At 64.8% G+C, this 22,483-nt stretch carries 19 protein-coding genes; all 19 read right to left on the bottom strand.

Annotation, left to right across the window (positions count from 1 at the left end):
• Positions 1-5: 5 nt before the first annotated feature.
• On the bottom strand, positions 6-977 hold the full coding sequence (locus HS968_RS00535) for a serine/threonine-protein kinase (RefSeq protein WP_182369645.1): 972 nt from the start codon (positions 975-977) through the stop codon (positions 6-8).
• Complete coding sequence (locus HS968_RS00530) at positions 974-1,702, bottom strand: PP2C family protein-serine/threonine phosphatase (protein ID WP_182369643.1); 729 nt, start codon at positions 1,700-1,702, stop codon at positions 974-976. The genes HS968_RS00535 and HS968_RS00530 overlap by 4 nt, the downstream gene beginning before the upstream one ends.
• Positions 1,702-5,241, bottom strand: coding sequence for a type VI secretion system membrane subunit TssM (gene tssM / locus HS968_RS00525; RefSeq protein ID WP_119692514.1), 3,540 nt, complete (start codon positions 5,239-5,241; stop codon positions 1,702-1,704). The genes HS968_RS00530 and tssM overlap by 1 nt, the downstream gene beginning before the upstream one ends.
• Positions 5,238-6,119, bottom strand: a complete 882-nt coding sequence (gene icmH / locus HS968_RS00520) for a type IVB secretion system protein IcmH/DotU (RefSeq protein WP_182369641.1) — start codon at positions 6,117-6,119, stop codon at positions 5,238-5,240. Before icmH ends, tssM begins: the two co-directional genes overlap by 4 nt.
• A gap of 2 nt (positions 6,120-6,121) precedes the next feature.
• On the bottom strand, positions 6,122-7,453 hold the full coding sequence (tssK, locus tag HS968_RS00515) for a type VI secretion system baseplate subunit TssK (RefSeq protein ID WP_106737854.1): 1,332 nt from the start codon (positions 7,451-7,453) through the stop codon (positions 6,122-6,124).
• Positions 7,450-7,932: a type VI secretion system lipoprotein TssJ gene (tssJ, locus tag HS968_RS00510; RefSeq protein WP_179623324.1), complete on the bottom strand. Its 483-nt coding sequence runs from the start codon at positions 7,930-7,932 to the stop codon at positions 7,450-7,452. Before tssJ ends, tssK begins: the two co-directional genes overlap by 4 nt.
• 5 nt (positions 7,933-7,937) lie before the next feature.
• Entirely contained in the window at positions 7,938-9,134 is a 1,197-nt protein-coding gene (gene tagH / locus HS968_RS00505; RefSeq protein WP_106737856.1) for a type VI secretion system-associated FHA domain protein TagH, read from the bottom strand.
• Between the two features lie 20 nt (positions 9,135-9,154).
• The gene (locus tag HS968_RS00500) at positions 9,155-9,289 is read right to left on the bottom strand and encodes a hypothetical protein (protein ID WP_017676356.1); all 135 of its coding nucleotides are present in this window, start codon (positions 9,287-9,289) and stop codon (positions 9,155-9,157) included.
• A 47-nt stretch (positions 9,290-9,336) separates the two neighbouring features.
• Entirely contained in the window at positions 9,337-10,866 is a 1,530-nt protein-coding gene (locus HS968_RS00495) for a sigma-54-dependent Fis family transcriptional regulator (protein ID WP_119692517.1), read from the bottom strand.
• 10 nt (positions 10,867-10,876) lie between these two features.
• Complete coding sequence (gene tssH / locus HS968_RS00490) at positions 10,877-13,477, bottom strand: type VI secretion system ATPase TssH (protein WP_179623322.1); 2,601 nt, start codon at positions 13,475-13,477, stop codon at positions 10,877-10,879.
• Between the two features lie 11 nt (positions 13,478-13,488).
• Positions 13,489-14,496, bottom strand: a complete 1,008-nt coding sequence (gene tssG / locus HS968_RS00485) for a type VI secretion system baseplate subunit TssG (RefSeq protein WP_182369639.1) — start codon at positions 14,494-14,496, stop codon at positions 13,489-13,491.
• A complete protein-coding gene (gene tssF / locus HS968_RS00480) occupies positions 14,460-16,250 on the bottom strand; it encodes a type VI secretion system baseplate subunit TssF (protein WP_182369637.1) in 1,791 nt (596 codons plus the stop codon). Before tssF ends, tssG begins: the two co-directional genes overlap by 37 nt.
• Before the next feature lies 1 nt (position 16,251).
• On the bottom strand, positions 16,252-16,737 hold the full coding sequence (locus HS968_RS00475; protein WP_238338897.1) for a carboxypeptidase-like regulatory domain-containing protein: 486 nt from the start codon (positions 16,735-16,737) through the stop codon (positions 16,252-16,254).
• A gap of 10 nt (positions 16,738-16,747) precedes the next feature.
• Complete coding sequence (locus HS968_RS00470) at positions 16,748-17,023, bottom strand: PAAR domain-containing protein (protein WP_182369635.1); 276 nt, start codon at positions 17,021-17,023, stop codon at positions 16,748-16,750.
• The gene (gene tssE, locus HS968_RS00465; RefSeq protein WP_017676349.1) at positions 17,013-17,438 is read right to left on the bottom strand and encodes a type VI secretion system baseplate subunit TssE; all 426 of its coding nucleotides are present in this window, start codon (positions 17,436-17,438) and stop codon (positions 17,013-17,015) included. The genes HS968_RS00470 and tssE overlap by 11 nt, the downstream gene beginning before the upstream one ends.
• 6 nt (positions 17,439-17,444) lie before the next feature.
• The gene (gene tssC, locus HS968_RS00460) at positions 17,445-18,923 is read right to left on the bottom strand and encodes a type VI secretion system contractile sheath large subunit (protein WP_119692522.1); all 1,479 of its coding nucleotides are present in this window, start codon (positions 18,921-18,923) and stop codon (positions 17,445-17,447) included.
• Between the two features lie 25 nt (positions 18,924-18,948).
• Entirely contained in the window at positions 18,949-19,455 is a 507-nt protein-coding gene (gene tssB / locus HS968_RS00455; RefSeq protein ID WP_099524981.1) for a type VI secretion system contractile sheath small subunit, read from the bottom strand.
• Positions 19,456-19,509: 54 nt separating this feature from the next.
• Entirely contained in the window at positions 19,510-21,072 is a 1,563-nt protein-coding gene (gene tssA / locus HS968_RS00450; protein ID WP_182369633.1) for a type VI secretion system protein TssA, read from the bottom strand.
• Between the two features lie 433 nt (positions 21,073-21,505).
• Complete coding sequence (locus tag HS968_RS00445) at positions 21,506-22,408, bottom strand: D-hexose-6-phosphate mutarotase (RefSeq protein WP_182369632.1); 903 nt, start codon at positions 22,406-22,408, stop codon at positions 21,506-21,508.
• Between the last annotated feature and the right edge of the window lie 75 nt (positions 22,409-22,483).

Here is a 22,483-nt window from a genome sequence, read left to right as displayed (position 1 = left end):
GCCTGTCACGCCTTGCCCAGCCAGCGTTGCAGGCGCGAAGCCGGGGGCCGGCGAAATGCGTCGAGCAGCTCGCTGCAGTCGATCAGCCGCTGGCTTTCCTCAAAGGCCAGCGCCGTACGCAGGGCCTGCCAGCAGTGCAGCGGCACCTGCGCCGGGCGTTGCAGTTGCTTGTCCAGTTCCATGCTCTTGGCCTGCTTGGCACTGAGGCGACGGAACGGGTGTTGCCCACTGGCCAGCTCGACCAGCACGCAGGCCACTGCATAGACATCGGCAGCGACCGACAGCGCAGCGCCTTCGAGCAGCTCCAGCGCGGCGTAACGCGGCGTCCAGGCGGCGATACGGTTGCGACACAAGCGCGGCAGGCCTGGCAGCAGACCTTCCACGGGCTGGCCCAGACCATAGTCGAACAGGCGCAGGCCGTCGTCGGCCAACATCACATTGCTGGGCTTCAGGTCGCCATGCAGCACACCGAGTTCATGGGAATAGGCGAGGGCATCGAGCAAGGGGATGGCGATGGCACGCAACTCCTCCCAGGACAGCCCTTCCGGGCGTTCGCAGAGCAGCTGATCCAGGGTCAGGCCGCGCATCAACTCCAGGGTGATGAAGGCGCGCTCACAGGCGGTGTCGACCTCGAAGCCGAACAGGCGCACCACATGCCGGTGGTTGAGCCGCGAAGTGAGGGCGAACTCGCTGTAGAGCAGGGCGTTGGCGTCCGGGTATTCGGCGAAGTCGTCGCTCAGGGTCTTCAGCGCGACATAGGGTTCGGGGTCACCGAACTGTTCGCGCAGCAGGTCACGCGCACGGTACACCGCGCCCATGCCGCCAACACCGAGCAGGCGCTCGATCTTGTAGCGACCACCGAGCACGTCCGGCAGCTCGCCCGGCGCCTGACGCGGCGTTTCACGCATAGGCTCCTTGGCCGCGGTGGCAGCCAGGGCGAAGTAGGTGAGGTCACTGGCTTCGGCGGTTTCGGTCATCGGCGGATTACCACGGCGCTGAGGTTGTCACGCGCCGGGCCATCGAGCGCGCGCTGGAACAGGCGCTCCACGGCCAGGTGCGGCGAAGGCAGATTGAGGCAGGCACCCAGCTCGTCGGCCGGCACGCCCTGGTAGAGCCCGTCGCTGCACAGCAGGAAGACATCGCCAGGCAGCACGTCGAGTTCAAGAATGTCGAGTTGCAGGGTTTCGCTGGCACCGATGGCACGGGTCAGGGCATGCGCCGCCGGATGGCGCGCGGCCTCCTGCGGTGCCAGACCCTGCTCGTCGATCAGTTGCTGCACCAGCGAGTGGTCGCGGCTCAGTTGGTACAGCCGTGAGGCGCGCCACAGGTAACAGCGGCTGTCACCGGCCCAGACGCAGACGGCGCGCTCGCCTTCGAGCAACAGGGCCACCACGGTGCTGCCGATCACCGTGTCGGTGCGCTCGGCAGTGACCGTCAGCTCCTGGCCGAGGCGATGGTTGAGCCGGTGCAAGCACTGACGCAACTCCGCGAGGCGCTGCTCGAAGCTACCCTCCGGCAACTCGGCCAGATGCTCGACGATCAGGCGGCTGGCCAGAGCGCCGTTCTGGTGCCCGCCCATGCCGTCGGCCACCACCCACAGGCCCTGCTCAGGCAGTGCCAGGAAGGCGTCCTCGTTGCGCGCACGCACCTTGCCGGTGTCAGTGCGCGCAGCACTGCGCCAAGCGTTGGCGACTGCCGTCATCAGAGCGTCGCCGGCAGCTTGAAGCTGCGCAGCAGGCCGATGTCGAACGGGTTCGGCGAGCGCTGGCTGTGCAGCAGGTAGTTGGCGTGCAGACCACCGAGATTGGCCTTGAGGATCAGCACGTCACGACCGCTGTGGTAGTCCACGTCCATCAGGTCGAGCAGGCGGAACAGCGACCAGGGGCCGGTGTTCTTCTCGATACCGACGCGGCGACCACCCAGTTCCTCGACCACCAGGCTGGTGCGGTCTTCCTCGCTCGCTGCCGGCCAGCGGAAGGCGGTGGCGACGATCGGCCCGTGGCGGTATTCCAGTTGCTGCTTGCCGAAGCGGAAGTCGGCACGGCTCAGGCTGGAGTCCAGCGAGTAGGGTTCGAGCTTGAACAGCACCTGCGGCTCGGCCGGGTTTTCGGCGAAGAAGCTGCGGCGGATCACCTGGGCGCGGCTCATCTGCAGGAGGAACTCGCGCGACAGCGGCAGGCCACGGCCATCGACGCGACGCAGGCGGTATTCGTCGGCGCTGCCGCTGACGAAGGGACGCAGGTAGCTGTCGAAGAAGCGTTCGGCGATGCCCTGAGCCTTGAAGAACTCGCGGAAGTCGGCCACCGCCACATCGCTTTCGCTGTGCGCGGTGAACGGATAACGCTGCTTCAGCGAGTTGTCGTAGGCGGCGTACAGCTCGCTCTGGTAGCGCTGGTTGAGGAAGTGGTAAGCGTCATTGAGCACCAGCGTCCAGCTATCCTCGGCCAGCAGCGCCAGCCAGTTGCCCACCGGTTGCGGCAAGCGCGCAGCGGCGCTGCGCACCTGGTTGATCGCATCGCGCTTGCCGCCCATGCGCGCCTTGGCCATCTCGAACGCGGCCTGATCGCTGGCGCCGGCGTTGGCCAAACTGGCCAGCTGGCGTTGCAACTCGTCCAGCGCCTGCAGGCCGGCGGCCAGTTCGACACCGGCACCGCCGTTATCGTCGAGCAGCTTGTGCAGGCTCTCGAAGCGACGCTCCAGCGTCTTGCGCGCGGTGTCCGGGGTGTTCTTGGCCAGAGCCTGTTGCGCTTGTTCGGCAGCGGCGCTGGCCAGCTTGGCGGCCTTGCCCAACTTGCCCTTGGTGCCTTCCAGCGCGGCAGCGGCGGCACCGGCGTCGTCAGCAGCCTCGGCCAGTCCCTTGAAGCGGGTGTTGTCGCGCACTTCCACCAGCAGTTGCAGCAGCGGCGAGTTGGCGGCAGTCAGACCACCCAGCAGGCTGGCACCACGCCCAGCGCTGCCGATCGGCTCCAGGCTGAGCTGGGCGATGGCTTCGCCCCAGTAGTTGCCGTAGTCACGGAAGTACAGTTGCTCCAGCTCCACCATCAGGCGACCGAGGTCACCGGCGCTGAGGGTTTCGCCTTCGCCCAGCACCCAGTTGTCACGCAGGATCTCACGCACCAGGTTGCCGCCCTGAGCAGTGAAGGTCTTGCTGTAACCGCTCTGGGTGTAGAAGCCTGGGATGGCGTAGTCGCTGCCATTGATCAGACCGGCCTGCGGGCCGAGCTTCTGGCTCAGGCGGTAGTCCGGCAGGCTACGCGCCTGCTCACGCAGCATGCGGTAGACGACGTTGGCCAGCGACTCGCTGCGCAGCACCTGACGCGCCTGGGCGACCAGCTGGGTGTTGAGCGCATAGGGCGCGAACGACTCATCGAGCAGGCGCGCGAAGTGCGTGTTCAGGCCATGCTGTGCCGGGCTGTTGCCGGCGTAGCGCAGCGACCAGTCGGCAGCGACCCACTCCTTGAGAAAGTCGGCGTCGCGGCGCTCTTCGAGGTTGAGCATCAGGTAGGCGCGCAGGCTGCCGAGCAGGCGTTCGCGGTCGCTGAGGTTGGCGCGGATCTGCGCTTCCAGCTGGCGCGCCACGCGTGGCAGCAAGAGGTTTTCCAACTCGGCGCGGTAGGTCGAGTGCAACGACGGATTGACCGCTTCGCCCTGGAACAGACCGGTACGCTGCAGGTAGGACACGTCGCCCTTGGGTGGGAACACCAAGGTCGCGGCGTAGCTGCTGTCCAGTGCCTTGAGCACCTGCTGGGCATCGTCCTGCGGGTTGATCGCACCGTGCTCGCGGGTGAGCTTCTGGGCGATTTCGCGCAGTTCTTCCAGACGCCCGTGGTTGGCCGAGAAGCCGGTGGCCCAGAGCACACCGAACAGCGCCAGCACGGCGAAGGCGGTGGCGTACATGGCGCGCTGGCCCCAATCGATGCGGCGCACTTCCTTCTGATCCAGACCGGCCAGCTCCGCCTCGGGGAAAATCACCTGGCTGAGCAGGTGGTGGATGAAGCGTGCACGACCACTGCGGAAGGTCGGCAGCGCACTGCCGGCCAGGCCGAGGTTGCGGCCGATGCCGGCTGTCAGCGGGTCAAGCTGCTCATTGAGTTGCGGCGCGCTGGTCAGGTAGAAGCCGCGCAGCTTGCTGGCACGCTGGTAGCGGTTGCCGGCGAAGGCCAGTTCGATGAACAGGCACAGGCGCTCGCCGATCTGGCCGAGCTGGTGCGGGAAGTCGAGGATGCGACCACGGCGCTGGGTATCGCGCTCCTGGTGCATACGCAGGATCACCTGGCTGTTGAGACGGCGCAGCAGCTCTTCGAACTCCTGACGCACGACGCTTACATCGCTGGCGTTCTGCTCCTTGCGGAAGCTGGCGCCGAGCACCTGCTCGCTTTCCTCACGCGACAGCTGATCGAAGAACTCGTCGAAGCCCAGCACCTTGTCGGCCTTGCTCAGCACCAGGTAGACCGGCACGTCGGCGCCCAGGCGCTGATGAATCTCGTGCAGGCGCTGACGGGTCTGACGGGCCAGGGTTTCCAGCTCCACTTCGCTGCCGCCCTGCAGCTGCTCGACCGGAATGCTCACCAGCACACCATTGAGCGGGCGCGCACGGCGCTGGCGTAGCAGACCCAACAAGGTGCCCCAGGCGCGGCCATCGACCTGAGCGTCAGGCTGGGTCAGGTAACGGCCGGCGGTGTCGATCAGCACGGCGTGGTCGGCGAAGTACCAGTCGGCGTAACGGGTGCCGGACACGTCCTTGGTCAGACGCTGGTTGTCGCCACGGTTGAGCGGAAAGTCCAGTCCGGAGAAGTCCAGCAAACTGGTCTTGCCGCTGCCCTGCGGGCCGAGCAGCAGGTACCAGGGCAGGTCGTTGCGCCATTTCTCGCTGCGACCACGGTACAGGGTGGAGCGCTTGAGGGTGCGCAGAGCGTCCTTGAAGCGATGGCGCAGTTCGTTCTGCTCCTCGCTGATCTGCTCCTCACGGCGCAGGCGTTCCTGCGCATCGGCATCGTTCTCTTCGGCCTTCTTGCGCGCAGTGGAGCGCCAGCTGGCGAATACCATGCCCAGCCCCCAGAGCAGGAATAGCAGGCTGATGGTCAGCAGACGGCTGGTGGCCGACTCCCAGAATTTGTAGTCACTGACCGCCAGCAGCGGGCCGACGAACCACACCAGCAGCGCAAGGATCAGAACCAGCAACAGACTCCAGACCCAGGTCTTGCGGAAAAAGGCGCCAAGTTTGGCGAAGAAGCTCTTCATTTCATGTCATCCATGCTGACACCCGAGGCCGGGTCGAGTTGCTGGTACGGCTTGAGAACGGTGTCGCGCTGCTCGCCGAGCACCCAGGCGAAGCCGGCGTACATCATCACCAGGCACATCAGGGTGAACAGCGCCACCAGCCACCACGGCACGATGCGCACCAGACGCCGACGGGTGTCCTTCAGGCCCTGCCAGTGCGGTGAGACTTCGCGCGGCACGTCGCCGCGCAGCTGGCGAATCTGCCTGTAGAGGCTGTCGCGCACCGCTTCCAGTTCGAGCATGCCGCGCTGCAGCACGCGGTACTTGCCTTCGAAACCGAGCGACAGGCACAGGTACATCAGCTCCAGCATCGGCAGGTGCTTGACCGGGTTGCGCGACAGGCGCTCGAGCAACTGGAAGAACTTCTCGCCGCCGAAGGTCTCGTTGTGGAACGAGGACAGCAGACTCATCTGCGACCACTGGCTCTCGTTGCCCCAGGGCGTGGTCACCACCGCCTCGTCGACCACGGTGCACAGCACGTAGCGGGCGGCCATCACCTGGCTGCTCTCGGCGCCGTCGTGCAGGGCGCGGTGCTCGAACAGCTTGATCTCACGGGTCAGGCGCTGATTGAGGGCATCCAGATCCTCGCTCTCGAAGCTGTGCTTGAGGCGCACCACTTCCGAGAGCAGCGAGGACGCCGCTGCCACCAGCGGGTTGAGGCTGATGTTGAAGCTCTCTGCCGGGCGCAGGCGCGCGGCGAAGATCATGCGTTCTTCCAACTGCTCGAATTTCGGCGGCGCGCTGAAGTCGGTCAGCGGGCTTTCTGCGCGCGATTCACCCTTGCGGTTGAGGATGACCGTCTTGTCATCCTGGCCGTATTCCATTTCCTTGGTTGTCATGGTCAGTTCCTGATCGCCCAGAATTTCAGCTCAAGCCCGGAGAACTCGCCGGACACGTGGAAGGCGAAGCCGCCGGAGCGTTCCAGCTGCGCCAGTTCCTCGGAGCTGAGCTCCAAGGCGAAGTAGGTCTTGCCCGAGTGGAAGGGAATCTGCCGTGGCGCCACCGGCAGCGGTTTGACCTTGATCCCCGGCAGGTGCAGGTTGACCAGCTGACGAATGCGCTCCACCGGACCGACCTTGAGGTGCGCCGGCAGGCGCTGGCGCAGCTCCTCGGAGTCGCACTGGGCGCTGGCTGCGAGCACGAAACTGGAGGTGCCGAGCAGCTTGTGGTCGTGCAGCGGCGACACCTGGATGCCGTACTGGCGCTGCTGCAGGAGCATCTCGATGGCGTGCTGTTCGAGCACCATCGACAGCACCTGGCGGATGGCGTCCATCAGCTTGCGAAAGCTCAGGCCCTGGTCGCTGTGCAGGTAGCGGCCTTCCAGGCGCGGGCGCTTGGTCTCGCTGGAGAAAGTGGCCAATTCGCCGAGCAGGCCGACCAGCTCACGGTAGATCTGCTCCGGGTGCACCTGCTCGACGCCCAGGTGATGACGCAGGATCGGCTCGTAGCGGTTGATCAGTTGCAGCATCATGAAGTCGCCGACCTCGGCGCCACCCACCTTGCCGGTGGCGCGAATGCGCTCGGCGAGGATGTCGCCACGGTGGGCGAGCATGCTGATCACTTCCTTGAGGCAGCTCAGCAGGTAGCCGGAGGCCTGGAAGTTGACGTAGGTCGGGCTGAATTCCGGGTCGAGGCTGATCACCCCGTCCGGCGTGGTGTCGAGCACGTCGCACAGCTTGAGCTTCACATAGGCCTGGTCGCTCTGCTGCTCGCCGAGCAGCAGGCGGAAGTCCGGGCGACCAGTGCTGACCTGACTGACACTGCTGTCGCCGGCGTTGCAGTCAGCCACTTCCTCGTCGAAGGCGACATAGCGCGCCAGCACGTCACGCTGCTCCGGGCGGCGGCTCTCGATGTGGTTGCCGGTAACCAGCGGTAGCGCCAGGTAGACCGGGGTGTTGCCGGTGTTCGGCGGCACGTCCAGGCCCAGCGGCTCGCGCTCGGCGCCAAGGTCGAAGAGGCTGCCGTCGGGCAGCACGCCGCTGGCCTTGCTCACCACCAGCTTGCCCATGTTGAGGAACTGGCGGTCGATCTCCAGTTCGAAGAAGCCCCAGGCATAGCTGTCCAGCTTCTGCGTACGCACCTTGAGCTGGTGATCGAAGTAACGATCGTTCTGCTGGAAGTGCTGCGGGCGCAGCAGCATGCCTTCCTGCCAGATGACTTTATGCTGGCTCATCGGCTGCGCTCCTGCGGGTCATCCAGGTTGCGAATGCCGCGCTCGTCGAGGCGTAGGTTGGCGACGTTGCGCTGCTGCTCGTTGATCGCGATCACGTAGCGCCAGTTGGCTTCCGGCAGGTCGCGATAGGCGGCGAGCACAGCGACGTAGCGGCTGCCTTCCTGCACCGAAACCTTCAACTCACGGGTTTCACCCGGGCGCAGCTCGAGTTCTTCCAGGGTCACCAGATCAGGCGCCAGGGCTTCCTTGGGCCGCTGGTAGAGGGAGAAGAAATCGGCGTTCTCGAAGGCCACCGGGTGCTTGAGTTCGATCAGCCGCAGCACGATGGGCGAGGGGCGACCGTGCAGATCCGGGTTGAGCTGATCACTGCCGGTGAGGCTCAGATCCAGCTTGGTCATGGTCGAGTAAGGCGACATCGCGGCGCAGCCGGCGAGTGTCAGCAGCACGGCGCACAGGGCCAGGGAAAGCAGGCGAGGCATGGTGTTCATCCTTGAAGGTCGGTATTGAGGGTGGCGATCAGGCGAACCTGCTCTTCGTAGGCACTGGCGAAATCACGGGCGAACAGGCGATCGCTCCAGTCGTCGTTCTGCTCCAGCGAGGCATGCAGGCGGCGGTAGGCGCGCCAGCGGCCGCCATCGGTCGGCAGCAACGGCTTGCGACCGTTACGCTCGAAACGCATGGTCAGTTGCTCCGGGGCGAACTGTTCGAACATGCCCTGAACGGCTGCGCGGCTGGCCGCGAGCAGCGCCACCTGGTGCGCCTGCAGGTCGCGGAAGCTGCGGTTGATGGCTTGCTCGGCCGGTAGTTGGCCAGGCTTGCCGCCACGCAGCAGCGCGGTCAGCGTCTCGCTGGTATCCAGGCCATGCTTGAGCGGGTTGTTGCCAGCGCTCTGCACCGTGGTCAGCGCCAGACGCAGTTCGTTCTTCAGCTCGCTGCGGGTACGCAGCGCCTGCTGCAGGCTGCCGACGCTCTGCTTGAGCAGCTTGGCGGCATTCAGCGCCAGCGCTTCGCGGGCATCGTCATCAAGGTCGTCGACACGCACGCCGAGGGCATCGGAGAACTTCTCCCAGAAGGTCGGCGGCAGGCGTTCGGGTTCCGGGGCGACTTTCGGTTGCGGCGCAGGTGTCGGCATCACCAGCTCGGGCACCAGCAGGTTTTCCTCGTCGATCTGCGCGTAGTCGCGCTGCTGCGCCTGTGCGGTGCTGGGGCGCAGCACGGCGGTGAGGTCGTCCACCTCGGCGTACACGCGCTCCTGCTGATCCAGCGCGGTGAGCGGATCGAGGTCGAGGAAAGCATCATCCGGGATGATGCTGCCGGCGGCCTGCGGCAGACCGATATCCCCTTCGAACATGGCCGGATCCTGAACCAGCCGTGCGCGAATTTCGAAGTCGCCCAGGCAATACACGCTGCCATGCTCGATCCGCTGCGGGCTGCCCTTGGCCAGGCTGGCACCGCTGTCCTTGAGCTGGATGCCATTGCTGCTGGTGTCGGTCAGGTAGAAGGCGCCATCGCGATAGCTGACTTCCGCATGCCGACTGGAGAGGATGCGCTTGCGATCGGGAATCACCCAGTCGCACTCGTCGGCACGACCGATCACGCCGCCGGCCTGTTTGAAGGTTTTGGTGGTCAACAGACCTGGCACGAACTGCTGCGCGCTGACCACATCGAATACCAGTTCCATGGTGAACCTACTCCTTGCGGTCAGTGGCCGCGTTTCTCGGCTTGCGGGTCGCCCAGCGGGCGGTATTGGTCGTCGCTGAACTTGTAATTGCCAGTGCAGCCGGCCAGGGCGATGGCCAGGGCCAGCAGGGCGGCCGTCCGATAGCGATGCAGCATGGAATGCGCTCCTTGGGTGACAGTGGGTAGAAGATGGGCAGGCATGCTCAGACCTCGCTCGGGCTGATCTTCAGCCGCTGCATGCGGTACAGCAGGGTGCGTCGAGGCAGACCCAGCTCGTTGGCGGCGTTGGTCTGGTTGCCGCGGTTCTTGCGCAGGCAGTCGAGCAGCAGGTTGCGTTCGAGCCGATCCATGCGCTCGCGCAGGCTCAGCGGCGCGTTATCGGTGCTCTGGGTCTGCTCCAGGTTGAAGTGCTCAGGCAGCAGCTCACCGCCCTCGCAGAGCAGCACCGCGCGCTCGACCAGACCCTTGAGCTCGCGCACGTTGCCGGGGAAGGCATAACCGGCCAGGTGTTCCAGCGCGGCATCGCTCCAACGGCAGGCGTCACGCTGCAGCAGGCCGCTGGCGGTGCTGGCGAAGTGCCGGGCGAGCAGCAGGATGTCCTCGTCGCGCTCACGCAGCGCCGGCAGCTCGATGGGGAAGTGCGACAGGCGATAGAACAGGTCTTCGCGGAAGCTCCCTTCCTCGACACGCTTGCGCAGCTCCTGGTGAGTCGCGGCGACGATGCGCACGTCGACCTTGTGCGTCTCGCTGCTGCCCAGCGGGCGCACTTCGCCTTCCTGCAGCACACGCAGCAGCTTGGCCTGCAGCGTCAGCGGCATATCGCCGATCTCGTCGAGGAACAGCGTGCCGCCATCGGCCGCATCGAACAGGCCCGGTTTGTCGCGGTCAGCGCCAGTGAAAGCGCCCTTGCGATAGCCGAACAGTTCGCTCTCCAGCAGGTTTTCCGGCAGCGCTGCGCAGTTCTGCACGATGAACGCCTTGCTGCGCCGCGCACCGCAATCATGGATGGCGCGGGCGACCAGTTCCTTGCCGGTGCCGGTCTCGCCGGTCAGCAACACGCTGACCGGGCTGTGCAGCACCTTGCCGATCAACTGATAGACGCGGCGCATGGCCTGGCTCTGGCCGAGCAAGCCGTAGCCGCTGGCGCAGGGTGTGCCAGGGGCAGGGGAGACGGTTTCGCTGCTGGTTTCACCGTCGACGGCCGGTGCGCGCAGACGCTGCAACAGGTGCAGCTGAGCCAGGGCGAAACGCCCGAGCTGGGCGAAAGAAGCGGCGAAACCCTGCAGGATGCGCCGCTCGTGGCTGGCCACCAGCAGCAGGCCACGGGTATGGCCAGCGCCGTCATGCAGCGGCAGGCACAGCAGGCTGCGCCAGGCTCGCCCACCCTCCGGCAGACAGGCGACGCTGTGCAGGCCGCCATCGAGCTCATCGATGCACAGCACCTGGTTCTGGCACAGGCAGTACTGCAGCAATTGCTCGCCGTCGTAGTCACTGGGCAGGCTGGCTGCCTCGCGCGGTTGCAGCAGGCCGTCGAGCCACTCGGCAGAGAGAGTCAGGCGGGTGTTGGTGTGATCCAGCAGGTACAGCTGGCCCAAGGCGCAGTCAGCCAGTTCGGCGGCGGCACGCACCAGGTTGGCGAGCAGGCGCTCGCTGCTGGCAGCGCCAGCCAGCTCGGCGTAGCGACCGAGCAAGGCTTCGGCGTAGCGCAGTGGTTGTGGGACTTCGGCGAACATCGGCGGCACCTCAGGCGAACTCACAGGTCACGGCGGAATCGGCATCCAGCGTGGCATGCACGCGCTGCAGGCTTTCACCGGCAGCCATGGCATCAAGCAGGCGATCGACCACCAGCGGTTGCAGGTGCTGGTCGATCAGGTGATCGATCAAACGCGCACCGCTGTCGCCATGGGTGCAGCGTTCAGCCAGATGCTCGACCAGGCCGTCGCAATGGCTGAAGGCGAGCTGGCGACGCGCCAGGCGCTCGCCGAAACGGGCCAGCTTGAGGCCGACCAGCTGGCGCAGCAGGTCGCTGTCCATGGGGTAGTAGGGCACCACGCGCATGCGCCCGAGCAGGGCCGGCTTGAAGTGCTGGGTCAGTTGCGGGCGGATGGCCAGTTCCAGATCCTCGGTGGCCGGACGTTCACCGCCGGCACACAGGCTGGCGATACGCTCGCTGGCCAGGTTGCTGGTCATCAGGATCAGGGTGTTGCGGAAGTTGATCTCGCGCCCTTCACCGTCGTTGGCCACGCCCTTGTCGAAGATCTGGTAGAAGACGTTCATCACGTCCGGGTCGGCTTTTTCGACTTCGTCGAGCAGGATCACCGAGTAGGGCTTCTGCCGCACGGCCTCGGTGAGCATGCCGCCTTCGCCGTAACCGACGTAGCCGGGCGGCGCGCCGATCAGGCGGGAGACGGTGTGCTTCTCCTGGAATTCGGACATGTTGATCACGGTGAGGAAACGCTCGCCGCCATACAGCAGGTCGGCCAGTGCCAGGGCGGTCTCGGTCTTGCCGACGCCGCTGGGGCCGACCAATAGGAACACGCCCACCGGTGCATCGGGCTTGTTCAAACCTGCAGCGGTGGCGCGCATGGCCTTGTCCAGCGCCTGGATCGCCTGCTCCTGGCCGCGCACGCGCTGGCGCAGGTCGTCGGCGAAGGTGATGACCTTGGTGTTGTGCTCACGCGCCAGCTGGCTCAGCGGCACGCCCGTCCAGTGGCTGATCACTTCGGCCACCAGGCGCGGGCAGACCTCGAAGCTGACCAGGCGCTCGCTGGCCTGGGCAGCGGCCAGCTCGGCCTGGATGGCGCGTAGCTCGGCTTCCAGTTCTTCCAGGCTCGGGCGCGACTCATCGCTGCTGCCGTCGTCGTTACCGAGACGGGCGGCGGCGCATTGCTTGCGCTGCTCCAGCAGACGCTCGGCCAGATCTCGCTGTACGGCCCAGCGGGTCTCGACCTGCTCCAGTTCGGCACGGGCGGCGACCAGACGGCTATCCAGTGCGTCCAATGCTTCACCATCGATGGCCAGGCCGGCATCCAGGTCGCGGCGCATGGCTTCACCCTGGCGCTCGCCCTCGGCGATCTCGCCGCGCAGGCGCTCCAGTGCTTCGGGCGCGGCGGCCAGGCTGATACGCACGCGGGCGCAGGCGGTGTCGAGCACGTCCACGGCCTTGTCCGGCAGCTGGCGGCCGGCCAGGTAGCGCGCCGACAGTTCAGCAGCAGCGACCACCGCATCATCGCGCAGGTAGATACCGTGGCTCTTCTCGTACACTGGCGCCAGACCGCGCAGGATGGTGACCGCCTCGTCGACAGTGGGCTCGTGCAGTTGCACCGGCTGGAAGCGGCGGGCCAGGGCCGGATCCTTCTCGAAGTACTTCTTGTATTCGCTCCAGGTGGTGGCAGCGATGGTGCGCAGCTCGCCACGGGCCAGCGCCGGTTTGAGCAGGTTGGCGGCGTCGCCGCTGCCGGCCTGGCCACCGGCGCCGATCAGGGTGTGGGCTTCGTCGATGAACAGGATGATCGGCTTGGGCGAGGCCTTCACTTCGTCGATCACGCCCTGCAGGCGGCGCTCGAACTCACCCTTGACGCTGGCGCCGGCCTGCAGCAGGCCGAGATCCAGGCACAGCAGCTCGACGCCCTTGAGCACCTGCGGCACCTCGCCAGTGGCGATGCGCAGGGCCAGGCCCTCGACGATGGCGGTCTTGCCGACGCCAGCCTCACCGACCACGATGGGGTTGTTCTTGCGGCGGCGGGCGAGGATATCGATCATCTGGCGGATCACGCCGTCACGGCACAGCACCGGGTCGAGCTTGCCGTCGCGGGCCTGCTGGGTGAAGTTGTGGGTGAAGCGCGCCAGGTTGGATTCGCCGCCGGCTGCCGGCTTGCCGGCACTGCCTTGCGGCTGCTGGCTGAGGGCGAAGTCGCGCAGGCGCTCGGCGTTGAGCTTGCCCAGCAGCGCCTGGTAACGGCTGCCGGCGTAGCGCATGGGGTTGCGCAGCAGGGCGAGGATCAGCGCGGCCTGATCGATCTGGCTGGCGCCCAGCTCCAGGTTGGCGACCAGCAGGGCATCCTGCAGCCATTGCACCAGTTCGGCAGAAAACACCGGGTTGCGCGACTCGCTGTGTTCGCCGCGCGGCTGCAGCGCCTGGGCCAGCTCACCGGCATCGATCTCGGCGTCCTGCAGGGCGCGCGCCAGCAGGCTTTCCGGGCGCTCCAGCAAGCCCAGCAGCAGGTCTTCGACGAGGATCTTGTTGCCGCCGCGCACCACGCAGCGTTCGGCGGCCATTTCCAGGTCGCGCTTGCTCGCGGCATCCAGGGCTTGAACCAGTTGTTGCAGATCGACGTTGATCATTTCATCTGTCCTTAATGAATCTTGCTGCCCAGAGTGACCAGGCCATCGGCGTTCTCGCGGCCGAGCCAGGTCGTCCAGCCGAGCAGGCAGGGGTTTTCTTCGCCGATGCGCAGGTCGCGGATTTCGTCCTGACGCAGTTCCAGGCGGATGTCGTAGTCCAGCGGATCGCGCAGGGTGAAGCGCACCAGCGCACAGAGCGGCTGGTAGCCCGTACCGATCGGCAGGAATTCGTGAAAGCGCGTCCAGCCCAGCTGGCGCACGTGGATACGAAACTTGCCGCCACGGTCGCGCACGCGCTCGCCGAGCACGGCGTCTTCACCGAGCAGGCTGTTGGCGCGGCCGAGGCGGTTGCGCTGCTCCTCCAGCACCGTCACCTGGCGCTCCAGGCACTGCTCGATGAACAGCTCGGCGTGCTTGAAGTAGTAACGCAGTACCGACTCGATAAGTGCCGCCGAGTGAGCGCGCAGACTGAGCAAGCCGAGGTAAGGCAGCAGGCGCTTCCAGTTCAGCTCCTGGGCCTGGCGAATCTGCTCGCTGCCCAGGCCGATCAGGGCGAACAGATGCGCCGAGAAGGCGTCCATGGCCCCACTCTGGAAGCTGGCGCGGTAGCGGTACTTCTTCCAGATCGGCAGCAACAGGCGTTGCAGGCGGTTGTTGAACAGATCGAGGAAATCGCGGGTCGGGTTGCCATCCTCGCTGTCGCCCAGGGCCTGTTCGCTGTAGAAGGCCGGTAGCGGCGAACCTCCGCCGAACAGGCCGACCAGGTTGACGCGCATGCGGGCACGCAGCTCGCCATCCTCCTCGAAGAACTGCACGCGATCGATATCGCTGCCAGGAAAACCCAGGCTCGGGTTGGCCTGGAACTCCAGGTACTCGTAGAGGCGCTCCTCATCCAGATGCGGATGCGCAGCACCCAAGCGCTCCAGCACCAGCTGTACGGCCTGGAACAGGCTGTACTCGCGGATGCCCCGGCTGAGCCGATTCAGAGCAGGGGCTGCTGCCCCATGCGTGGCGTCCATTTGTACAACTCTCCCTGTGTGCTCTGTACGTGCAGCTCGTGGTAGGAATTCAAGCTGGCGTACAAGGCGAAAAATTCATTGAGTACCGAGGCGAACAGAAACAAATCGCCCTCACCCAGATAACCTTCCGGGTTCATGGTCAGTTCGGTGCGCACCCCGCGTACTGGCAGGCCGCGGTGCAGGCGGTCGACATGACGGTGGCCGATGTTCTTGAGGCCGCCGAGCAGGCGCTTGCTGACGCGCTCGGCGTGCTGGTCGTAGTAGCGCGGCAGGTCGTAGGTCTCGAGGATCACCTTGAGCGCCTCGACGTTGGCCAACGACAGGTAGTTCAGCGACATGTTGGAAATCAGCTTCCACAGGAAGTCGCGGTGCAGCGGCGGCGCGTAGCACGGTGTGACCGCGCTGATATTGCGGAAGCTGAGGAAATCCGGGGTGTCCTCGCTGGGCAGGCAGATATCGCCCAGGCGCAACTGACGCGGCAGGTTCTGGTTGGTGCAGGTCAGCTCGATGGACAGCGTCTCGTGCTGATCGAGGTTGCGCAGGCCAAAACTGAGCCAGGTCTCCAGACCGTCGCCGAGCATCGAAGGCTGCTGGCGCACGCTGTAGTGCGGGCGCGCCACCGGCACGTCGAAGCTGGGGTCGTGCTCGAACGACTCGAACGGCACATACTCTTCGTACCCCATGCCGCCCGGCTTCCAACCGGTGACACGATCGACCGAGAACACACCGCAATGCTGCGAATCGAACTCGGCCGGCAACAGCAGGTATTGATCCTGCTTGCCATCGAGGCGGATCGGAATGGCGTCGTGCTGGAACAGATTGACCACCGGCGTGCAGTACAGGCGCACATTCTCCAGGGTCGGACGGATGCGCTGCACGCCGGCCTTGTGGATATCGAAACGCAGTTCCAGGCCACGCGCCTGCTTGAGCAGGTCTTCGGGCAGGCTGTGGATGGCATCCAGACCGAGCAGGTCGACGAACAGGAATTTCTCCTGGAAGGCGAAGTATTCCTGCAGATAGCGATAGCCGCGGAAGGTGTTCAGCGGGTAGGGGATCAGCGCCTCGTCCTCGGCGAAGCCTACCGGTTGCACCTGTTCGGGCTTGAGCTGCAGGGTGCCGAGCGTCTGGCCGAAGGCATCCTGCAGCGGCTTGCCGGCCTGGTCGAGCAGCACCAGCTGGATGCTGCCGAGGTTGCGCAGCAGCGCCAGGTAAAGCATCTGGCCGATATAACGTTCGCCCGCCAGGTGCAGGCGCAGCTTATTCAGGCCGATCTCACCGATATGCCCATCGGCGCTCATGGCCAGACGCAGGCTGAGCAGTGCGCCGTCGCCCTTGACCGAGTAATCCAGGCCGTTCAACGCCAGCGGCAGCACTTCGGTGGGGAAGCAGGTGCGAAAACGGCAGGTGACACCCTCGATGGCCTTGGCCTCCACCGGCGTACCACGACTGACCGGCAGCGCCGGGCCGGGCCGGGTCAGCGGGTCGAACTGAAGCATGCTGAAGGCCGGTAGCGGGCGCATGTAGTTCGGCCACAGCAAGTGCATCAGCGAATGGGTCAGCTCCGGCAACTCGTCGTCGAGCTTCTGCCGCAGACGCCCGGTGAGGAAGGCGAAGCCTTCGAGCAGACGCTCGACGTCCGGGTCGCGCCCCGCCTGGCCGAGGAACGGCGCCAGCGCCGGGCTGCGCTCGGCGAAGCGCTTGCCCAGTTGGCGCAGGGCGGTGAGTTCGCTCTGGTAGTAGTGGTTGAAAGACATCTCAGCGGCTCGTCCATGTGGCAGAGTCGACACAGTCGCTGGCATTGGCCAGCAAGGCATCGGCGCGGTGGTCATTCCATTGCGCGGGAATCAGTTTCAGATCACCTATCGGTGGAGTCTGAGTCGGGCAACCATTACGGGACGTCCAGACGCAGTGCCGCGGCTGAAAACCCTGAGCCTCAGCCGTCAAGACAACGATGCACATCGGCGCATCGGCGAGCACCGTGAAGAGTCGCCAGTCGTCACGGGCAGCAAAAGCAAATCGCCCCTGACTGTCGCTGTGCATCTCATAGCTGTGCGAGCGGTCGCTGGCGACCTCGAGAACGAGTGCCGCACCTTGCACGGGCTGCCCGCTCTCGGCAGAAACCAGACGCCCACCGATGGCCGGATTGATCGGCGCCGCATGTGGTGCCAACACGCAGCCCTGCAACGCAAGCACAGCGAGCAGACCGCTCCATCGAGTCGAATAGCGCAGGAGGCGATTCATCACGAGCAACTCAACCGCCAATCAACACGGTGCCGGAGCCAGCCACCACGGCATTGCCATGGCTGCCCACGCTACCCACCACCGCCGCTGGCTTTCCGTTGATCAGCACGGTAGGAATCACCGCGCCGGCCATGGCGCCGCCACAGGCGGAGGCATCGCCCAAGCGCGCGGCCGGCAGGCTGTCGAACAGCACGTCAGGCGAGCCGGCGGCAATGGGGTTGGTACCGTGACCGGGGATCGGGCAAGCGGTGGGATCGCTCAGGCGGGCGGCGGGTTTACCGGACATGTGACGCTCCTGGGTTGACGTTGACCTGACCGCTGCCATCCAGGCTCGCGGAGAAACTGACCTGACGCCTGATGCCGTCCATTTCCAGCATCGCGTCGATGGCGAAGGCCTGACGCAATGGGTCATGGGTACGCGGCAGGGAAATCACGCGTACCTGGGTCAGTCGTGGTTCGTACGCTTCGATAAAGCGTTCGATGGCGATACGCGCCTGCTGCAACGAGTCGTGCAGCGACAGGCGCATATCGTTCAAATCGGGCAACCCGTAGTCGGGCAGCGTTTGCACGCTGCCCGCACGGGTGCTGAGCATCTTGGCCAGATGGGCAGCCACCGAGGCCATGGCGGCGACCTCGCGGCTCCAGCCGGCACGTTGGCCGACCTCGCCACCGAGGCGCTCGAACAGGCTGCCGTAGGCCATGCGTGCTTACTCCTTGTCCAGCTTGCCGACCAGCGACAAGGTGAAGTCGGCACCCATGTATTTGAAGTGCGGGCGCACGTTCAGGCTGACGCGGTACCAGCCCGGCTCGCCTTCGACATCGCTGACGATGACCTGGGCGGCACGCAGCGGACGGCGGCTACGCACTTCGGAGCTCGGGTTCTCCTGGTCGGCCACGTACTGGCGAATCCACTTGTTCAGCTCCAGCTCGAGGTCGGTACGCTCTTTCCAGGCACCGATCTGCTCGCGCTGCAGCACTTTCAGGTAGTGAGCCAGGCGGTTGACGATGAACATGTACGGCAGCTGGGTGCCCAGCTTGTAGTTCAGCTCGGCGTTCTTGCCTTCTTCGCTGATGCCGAAGAACTTCGGCTTCTGCGCCGAGTTGGCGGAGAAGAATGCGGCGTTGTCGCTGCCCTTGCGCATGGTCAGGGCGATGAAGCCTTCCTCGGCCAGCTCGTATTCGCGGCGGTCGGACACCAGCACTTCGGTCGGGATCTTAGTCTCGATCTCGCCCATGCTCTCGAAGTGGTGCAGCGGCAGGTCTTCAACCGCGCCACCGCTCTGCGGGCCGATGATGTTCGGGCACCAGCGGAACTTGGCGAAGCTGTCGGTCAGACGGCTGGCGAAGGCATAGGCGGTGTTGCCCCACAGGTAGTGCTCGTGACTGTTGGCCACGTTTTCCTTGTAGACGAAGGTCTTCACTGGGTTGTCTTCCGGGTCGTACGGGTTGCGCAGCAGGAAGCGCGGTACGGTCAGGCCGACGTAACGGGCGTCTTCCTGCTCGCGGAAGCTTTGCCACTTGGTGAATTGCGGGCCTTCGAAGTGGTCTTTCAGATCCTTCAGATCCGGCAGGCCGGTGAAGGTCTCCAGGCCGAAGAATTTCGGGCCGGCGGCGGCGATGAACGGCGCGTGGGACATGCAGGCCACCGAGGCGACGTACTGCAGGGTCTTGACGTCCGGAGCGCTCGGGTCGAAGAAGTAGTTGGCGATCAGGGCGCCGACCGGCTGGCCACCGAACTGGCCGTACTCGGCGGTGTAGATGTGCTTGTACAGGCCGGACTGAACGATTTCCGGGCTGTCTTCGAAGTCATCGAGCAGATCCTGCTTGGAGGCGTTGAGGATCTCCAGCTTGATGTTCTCGCGGAAGTTGGTGCGATCCACCAGCAGCTTGAGGCCGCGCCAGGAGGATTCCAGGGCCTGGAACTGCTCGTGGTGGAGGATTTCGTCCATCTGCCGGCTGAGCTTGGCGTCGATCTCCGCGATCATGCGGTCGACCATGGCCTTCTTCACCGGCTCGTTTTCGTTCTGCGGCTTGAGCAGCTCTTCGATGAAGGCCGACACGCCACGCTTGGCGATGTCGTAGGCTTCGTCGTCCGGAGTCAGCTTGGTTTCCGCGATGATGCGGTCGAGGATGCCGAGTTCAGCGGCGCTACGGCCGCCTTCTACTGCTGCGCTAGTCGTGCTCATGAATATGCGTCCTTGTCAGTGAAAATCAGGAATCGAGCTTGTCTTGTGCGGCCAGACCCAGCTCGCCGAGCACGCGGTCGCGCGAGTCGTCGTCGGAGAGCACGCTCTCGATGGCTTTGCGGAAGGCTGGGGCGTTGCCCAGCGGGCCTTTCAGGGCGACCAGAGCGTCGCGCAGTTCCATCAGTTTCTTCAGCTCCGGCACCTGGTCGACCAGGTTGGCCGGGTTGAAGTCCTTCATGGAGTTGATCTTCAACTGCACGGCCAGCTCGTCGTCGGTTTGCTCGTCCTGCAGGCGGTTCGGCACGGCGAAGGTCAGGTTCAGCTCCTGCTTGGCCAGCACTTCATCGAAGCTGTTCTTGTCGATGCTGATGGGCTTGCGGTCTTCGATCTTGCGATCGTCGGCACGCTGGGTGAAATCGCCGAGCACCATGAGTTTCAGGGGCAGTTCGATTTCTTCCTGAGCGCCGCCGGTGGCGGGTTTGAAGGTGACGTTGATGCGTTCCTTGGGGGCTACCGAGCCTTCTTTGGCCATGGGTGTTCTCCTTTGCGTTGATGGCCCGGAGGCCTTGATTGGCGTGTTGGCGCCTTACTCCAGCACCACCTCGAGGTCGAGGTGGCACAACCTGCGATAGATCTCGTCCTTGCTGTCGCGCACCGCATGGTTCTGCGGCAGGAGCTCGCAGCAGTTGTGCAGCAGACGCAGCACATCCAGAGCGAGATCGGGTTCCCACTCGCCGAGGCCGGAGGCCTGCAGCGTCTGGTCGAGCGATTCGAGTTGGGTCTTGGCCAGGTCGTACTTCTTCGCGGCGAAGCACAGACGGGCCAGGGTCAGTTGCCAGAAGAAACGCTCACGACCGCCACGGGCGCGCGACATGCCCTGCTTGAGCTGTTGCACAGCGGCCTTCAGGCCGTCCTTGCGCAGGCCGGGGAGCACCTGCTGCAACGCTTCTTCCCAGGCTGGCGTGGCGCCCTGTTCACTGGCGGCGGGCTTCTTCTCCACCTCCGGCGCCTGCAGGTGCGGCAGCACGTGGGCACCGATCCACACGCGGGTTTCGGCGTCGGCGAAGGGCACACCGTCGTGGAAGCGCAGTTCGTCGAGACCCGGCACCCGCTGCAGAAACAAGGCGAACTGGATTTCCACCTCGCGCATGGCCTGCTCGGCCTTGAGCTCCTGCAGGCACTCCCAGACCAGGCGCTGGCCGTCGAGCCAGAACGGCGCACGGGCGATGCTGGCTTCGAGGTCGGCGAGCAAATCGGCATAGGCACCCTGAGCGAAGCGTTCCTTGTAGGAGGCCAGCTTGTCGGCCGGCAGGCCGCGCAGGGCAGTGATGTGTTCGGCGTTGCGCTCGGGCAGCGACTCGATGGGCAGCCACAGCAGGGTGCGCGACAGACGCAACGGCTTGAGATCGGTGGCCTTGTTCTTCAGCCACCAGGCGCACAACGGACGAGCCGCATCCTGCTGGGTACGCAGAGCCTTGTGCGCGTCCTTCTCGTTCTCGATGGGGCCGGTGCCGGTGATGATCTGGGTAGCGACCTGCTTGACCTGGGCGATGGCCGCACCCACGGCGCCGGGCTCGGCCTGGCCCTGGCTGGCGCGCTTGATCTGCTCGTCGAGACGACGGCACAGCGGCAGCAGCAGCGGCGAGTCTTCGCCGAGATGGCTCGACAGGCTGGCCTCGAGGCCATGCAGGTGTTCGGCCAAGCGGCGGAACAGCGGTAGTTGCTCGCTGATCGGCACGTGCTCGGCCAGCGCCTGCTCCAGCCGAGGCAAAAGCCAGTTGAGGGCAGCGGCACGGGTGCGCGGTTTGCGCGGATGCAATTCGTGCCAGTGGTGCTCGCAGAGGTAGTGCAGAAGGTTCAGACCGGCCTGCAGGCCAGCGAAAGATTCGCGCTGGAAAAGCCCCCAGGTCAGCCAGGTGGCAGCGCGCAGATCCTTGGATTGAGTGGTCAGCAGGTTCTCGCTGCCTTCCCTCACCTTCTGCCAGTCGATGGCTGCGGTTTCATGCAGGGACGAGGCCTTGCCCAGCTCGGTTTCCAGCATCTCGTATTCGCTGGAATAGCGTACATCCTCACCGGCGAAGTTCCCCTCATTAATAGGAGACTTGGCCAAATTGAGATAATGCGCGGTCAGCTTGCTGGAGTACGTCATTCCATGACTCGACTATTAAAGAGGGCAACTTCCGTGACAGTAAACCGAACCATCCAGCCCAGTTAAAACATCAAACTGCGCAACTTTTTGCGCACTTTCTTGTGCAACAAATTGCGCAAGAGCCTTATAGGACGGGCATCCTAGCCCCATGATCGAAGGTGAGCAACCGCCCGAAGTGTGAAATACCTAACATTCAAAGAGATCTTTCAAATTATTACCAGAACATCAGTCACGATAATTCATAATGCACTTTCAACAAGTTGCTATCGGGATTTTTCCATTCGGACAAGTTCTCCGATAGTTGTAGGAAATTACTTACTAGCAAATTAGTGGCACGTCACAATTGATGGCCAACTGACATTATTTTTTGTGATGCTGAGCGCGGTTACTGCCCTGGCTTTTATGCCAGGGCACTTGAAACACAGGTAGGGATTCAGGGACGCAAGATGTCGCTGGAAAGGCGCAGTTCGAGCCGGTGCCGTTCGTCGGACTGCAGCTGCACGATGTCCTCCATCAGGTTGGCCGTCTCGATACACAGCATGTCCTGCCAGGCATCGTCGGGGAACTGCGACAACCGCTGCGCCTTGTCGACCCAGGGGTTCCACAGCACCGCCGAACGCGAGCCGCGGGCATCCAGATGAATACGCCGCTTCCAGCCAGGATCGACGATACTCAAGCGCGCCGGCGTGTCGAGATAGATACGATCCGTCTCCGCGTCAAAGGTCGGCTCGCCCTGCTGGCGCAGTTCCTGCCAGCCTTGCAGGGTATCGAGATAGCGACAGCCCTCCAGCCCTTCGACGCTGACCTGGCGCACATCGCTGACGGCGAAATAGGTGTGCAGCGCCTGGCTAAGAACCAGAGGCGTATCGCTGCGGTTGTGGGTTTCCAGGCTCATGCTGAGATCCTGCGCCAAGCGCACGACGAAGCTCAGACCGGCATCGCGGGGCCATCCCGCCAATGGCTGGTCACGCGTGTCGTAGGCAAAACGCAGGGTCACCGCATCGTCTTCCTCGTCGATCCCCAGCAGCTCCCAATCCAGCGCGCGCACCAGCCCGTGGGCAGGCGCCTCGTCCTTCTGGTAGTGCGTCTGCACGGCCTGTGGATTGCGCCGCAGGTCGCCGAACCAGGGCCAGCAGATCGGCACGCCGCCGCGTACGCTCTGGCCACCTTTATAGGCAGCATCCGGGCTCAGCCAGATCAACGGCGGCTGCTCACCCTGCTGGTAGCTGAGAATCTGCGCGCCCTGCTGAGCCACCAGCAATTCGCTGTCGGCTACACGAATTCGCCAGCAGGTCAGTTGATCCAGTTCCACGCATTCGACTTGGGCGGCGCTCATGACGACCTCTCGTAGGGATAGATGAAAGACAGTGAAACCTCTGACAACGCACAAAGCAAAACGCCCATCACAAGG

It is taken from the genome of Pseudomonas berkeleyensis (genome assembly GCF_014109765.1).
Classification (GTDB): domain Bacteria; phylum Pseudomonadota; class Gammaproteobacteria; order Pseudomonadales; family Pseudomonadaceae; genus Aquipseudomonas; species Aquipseudomonas berkeleyensis.
The sequence above is the reverse complement of the archived record's forward strand: the minus strand, read 5'-3'. Positions and strand labels throughout refer to the sequence as shown.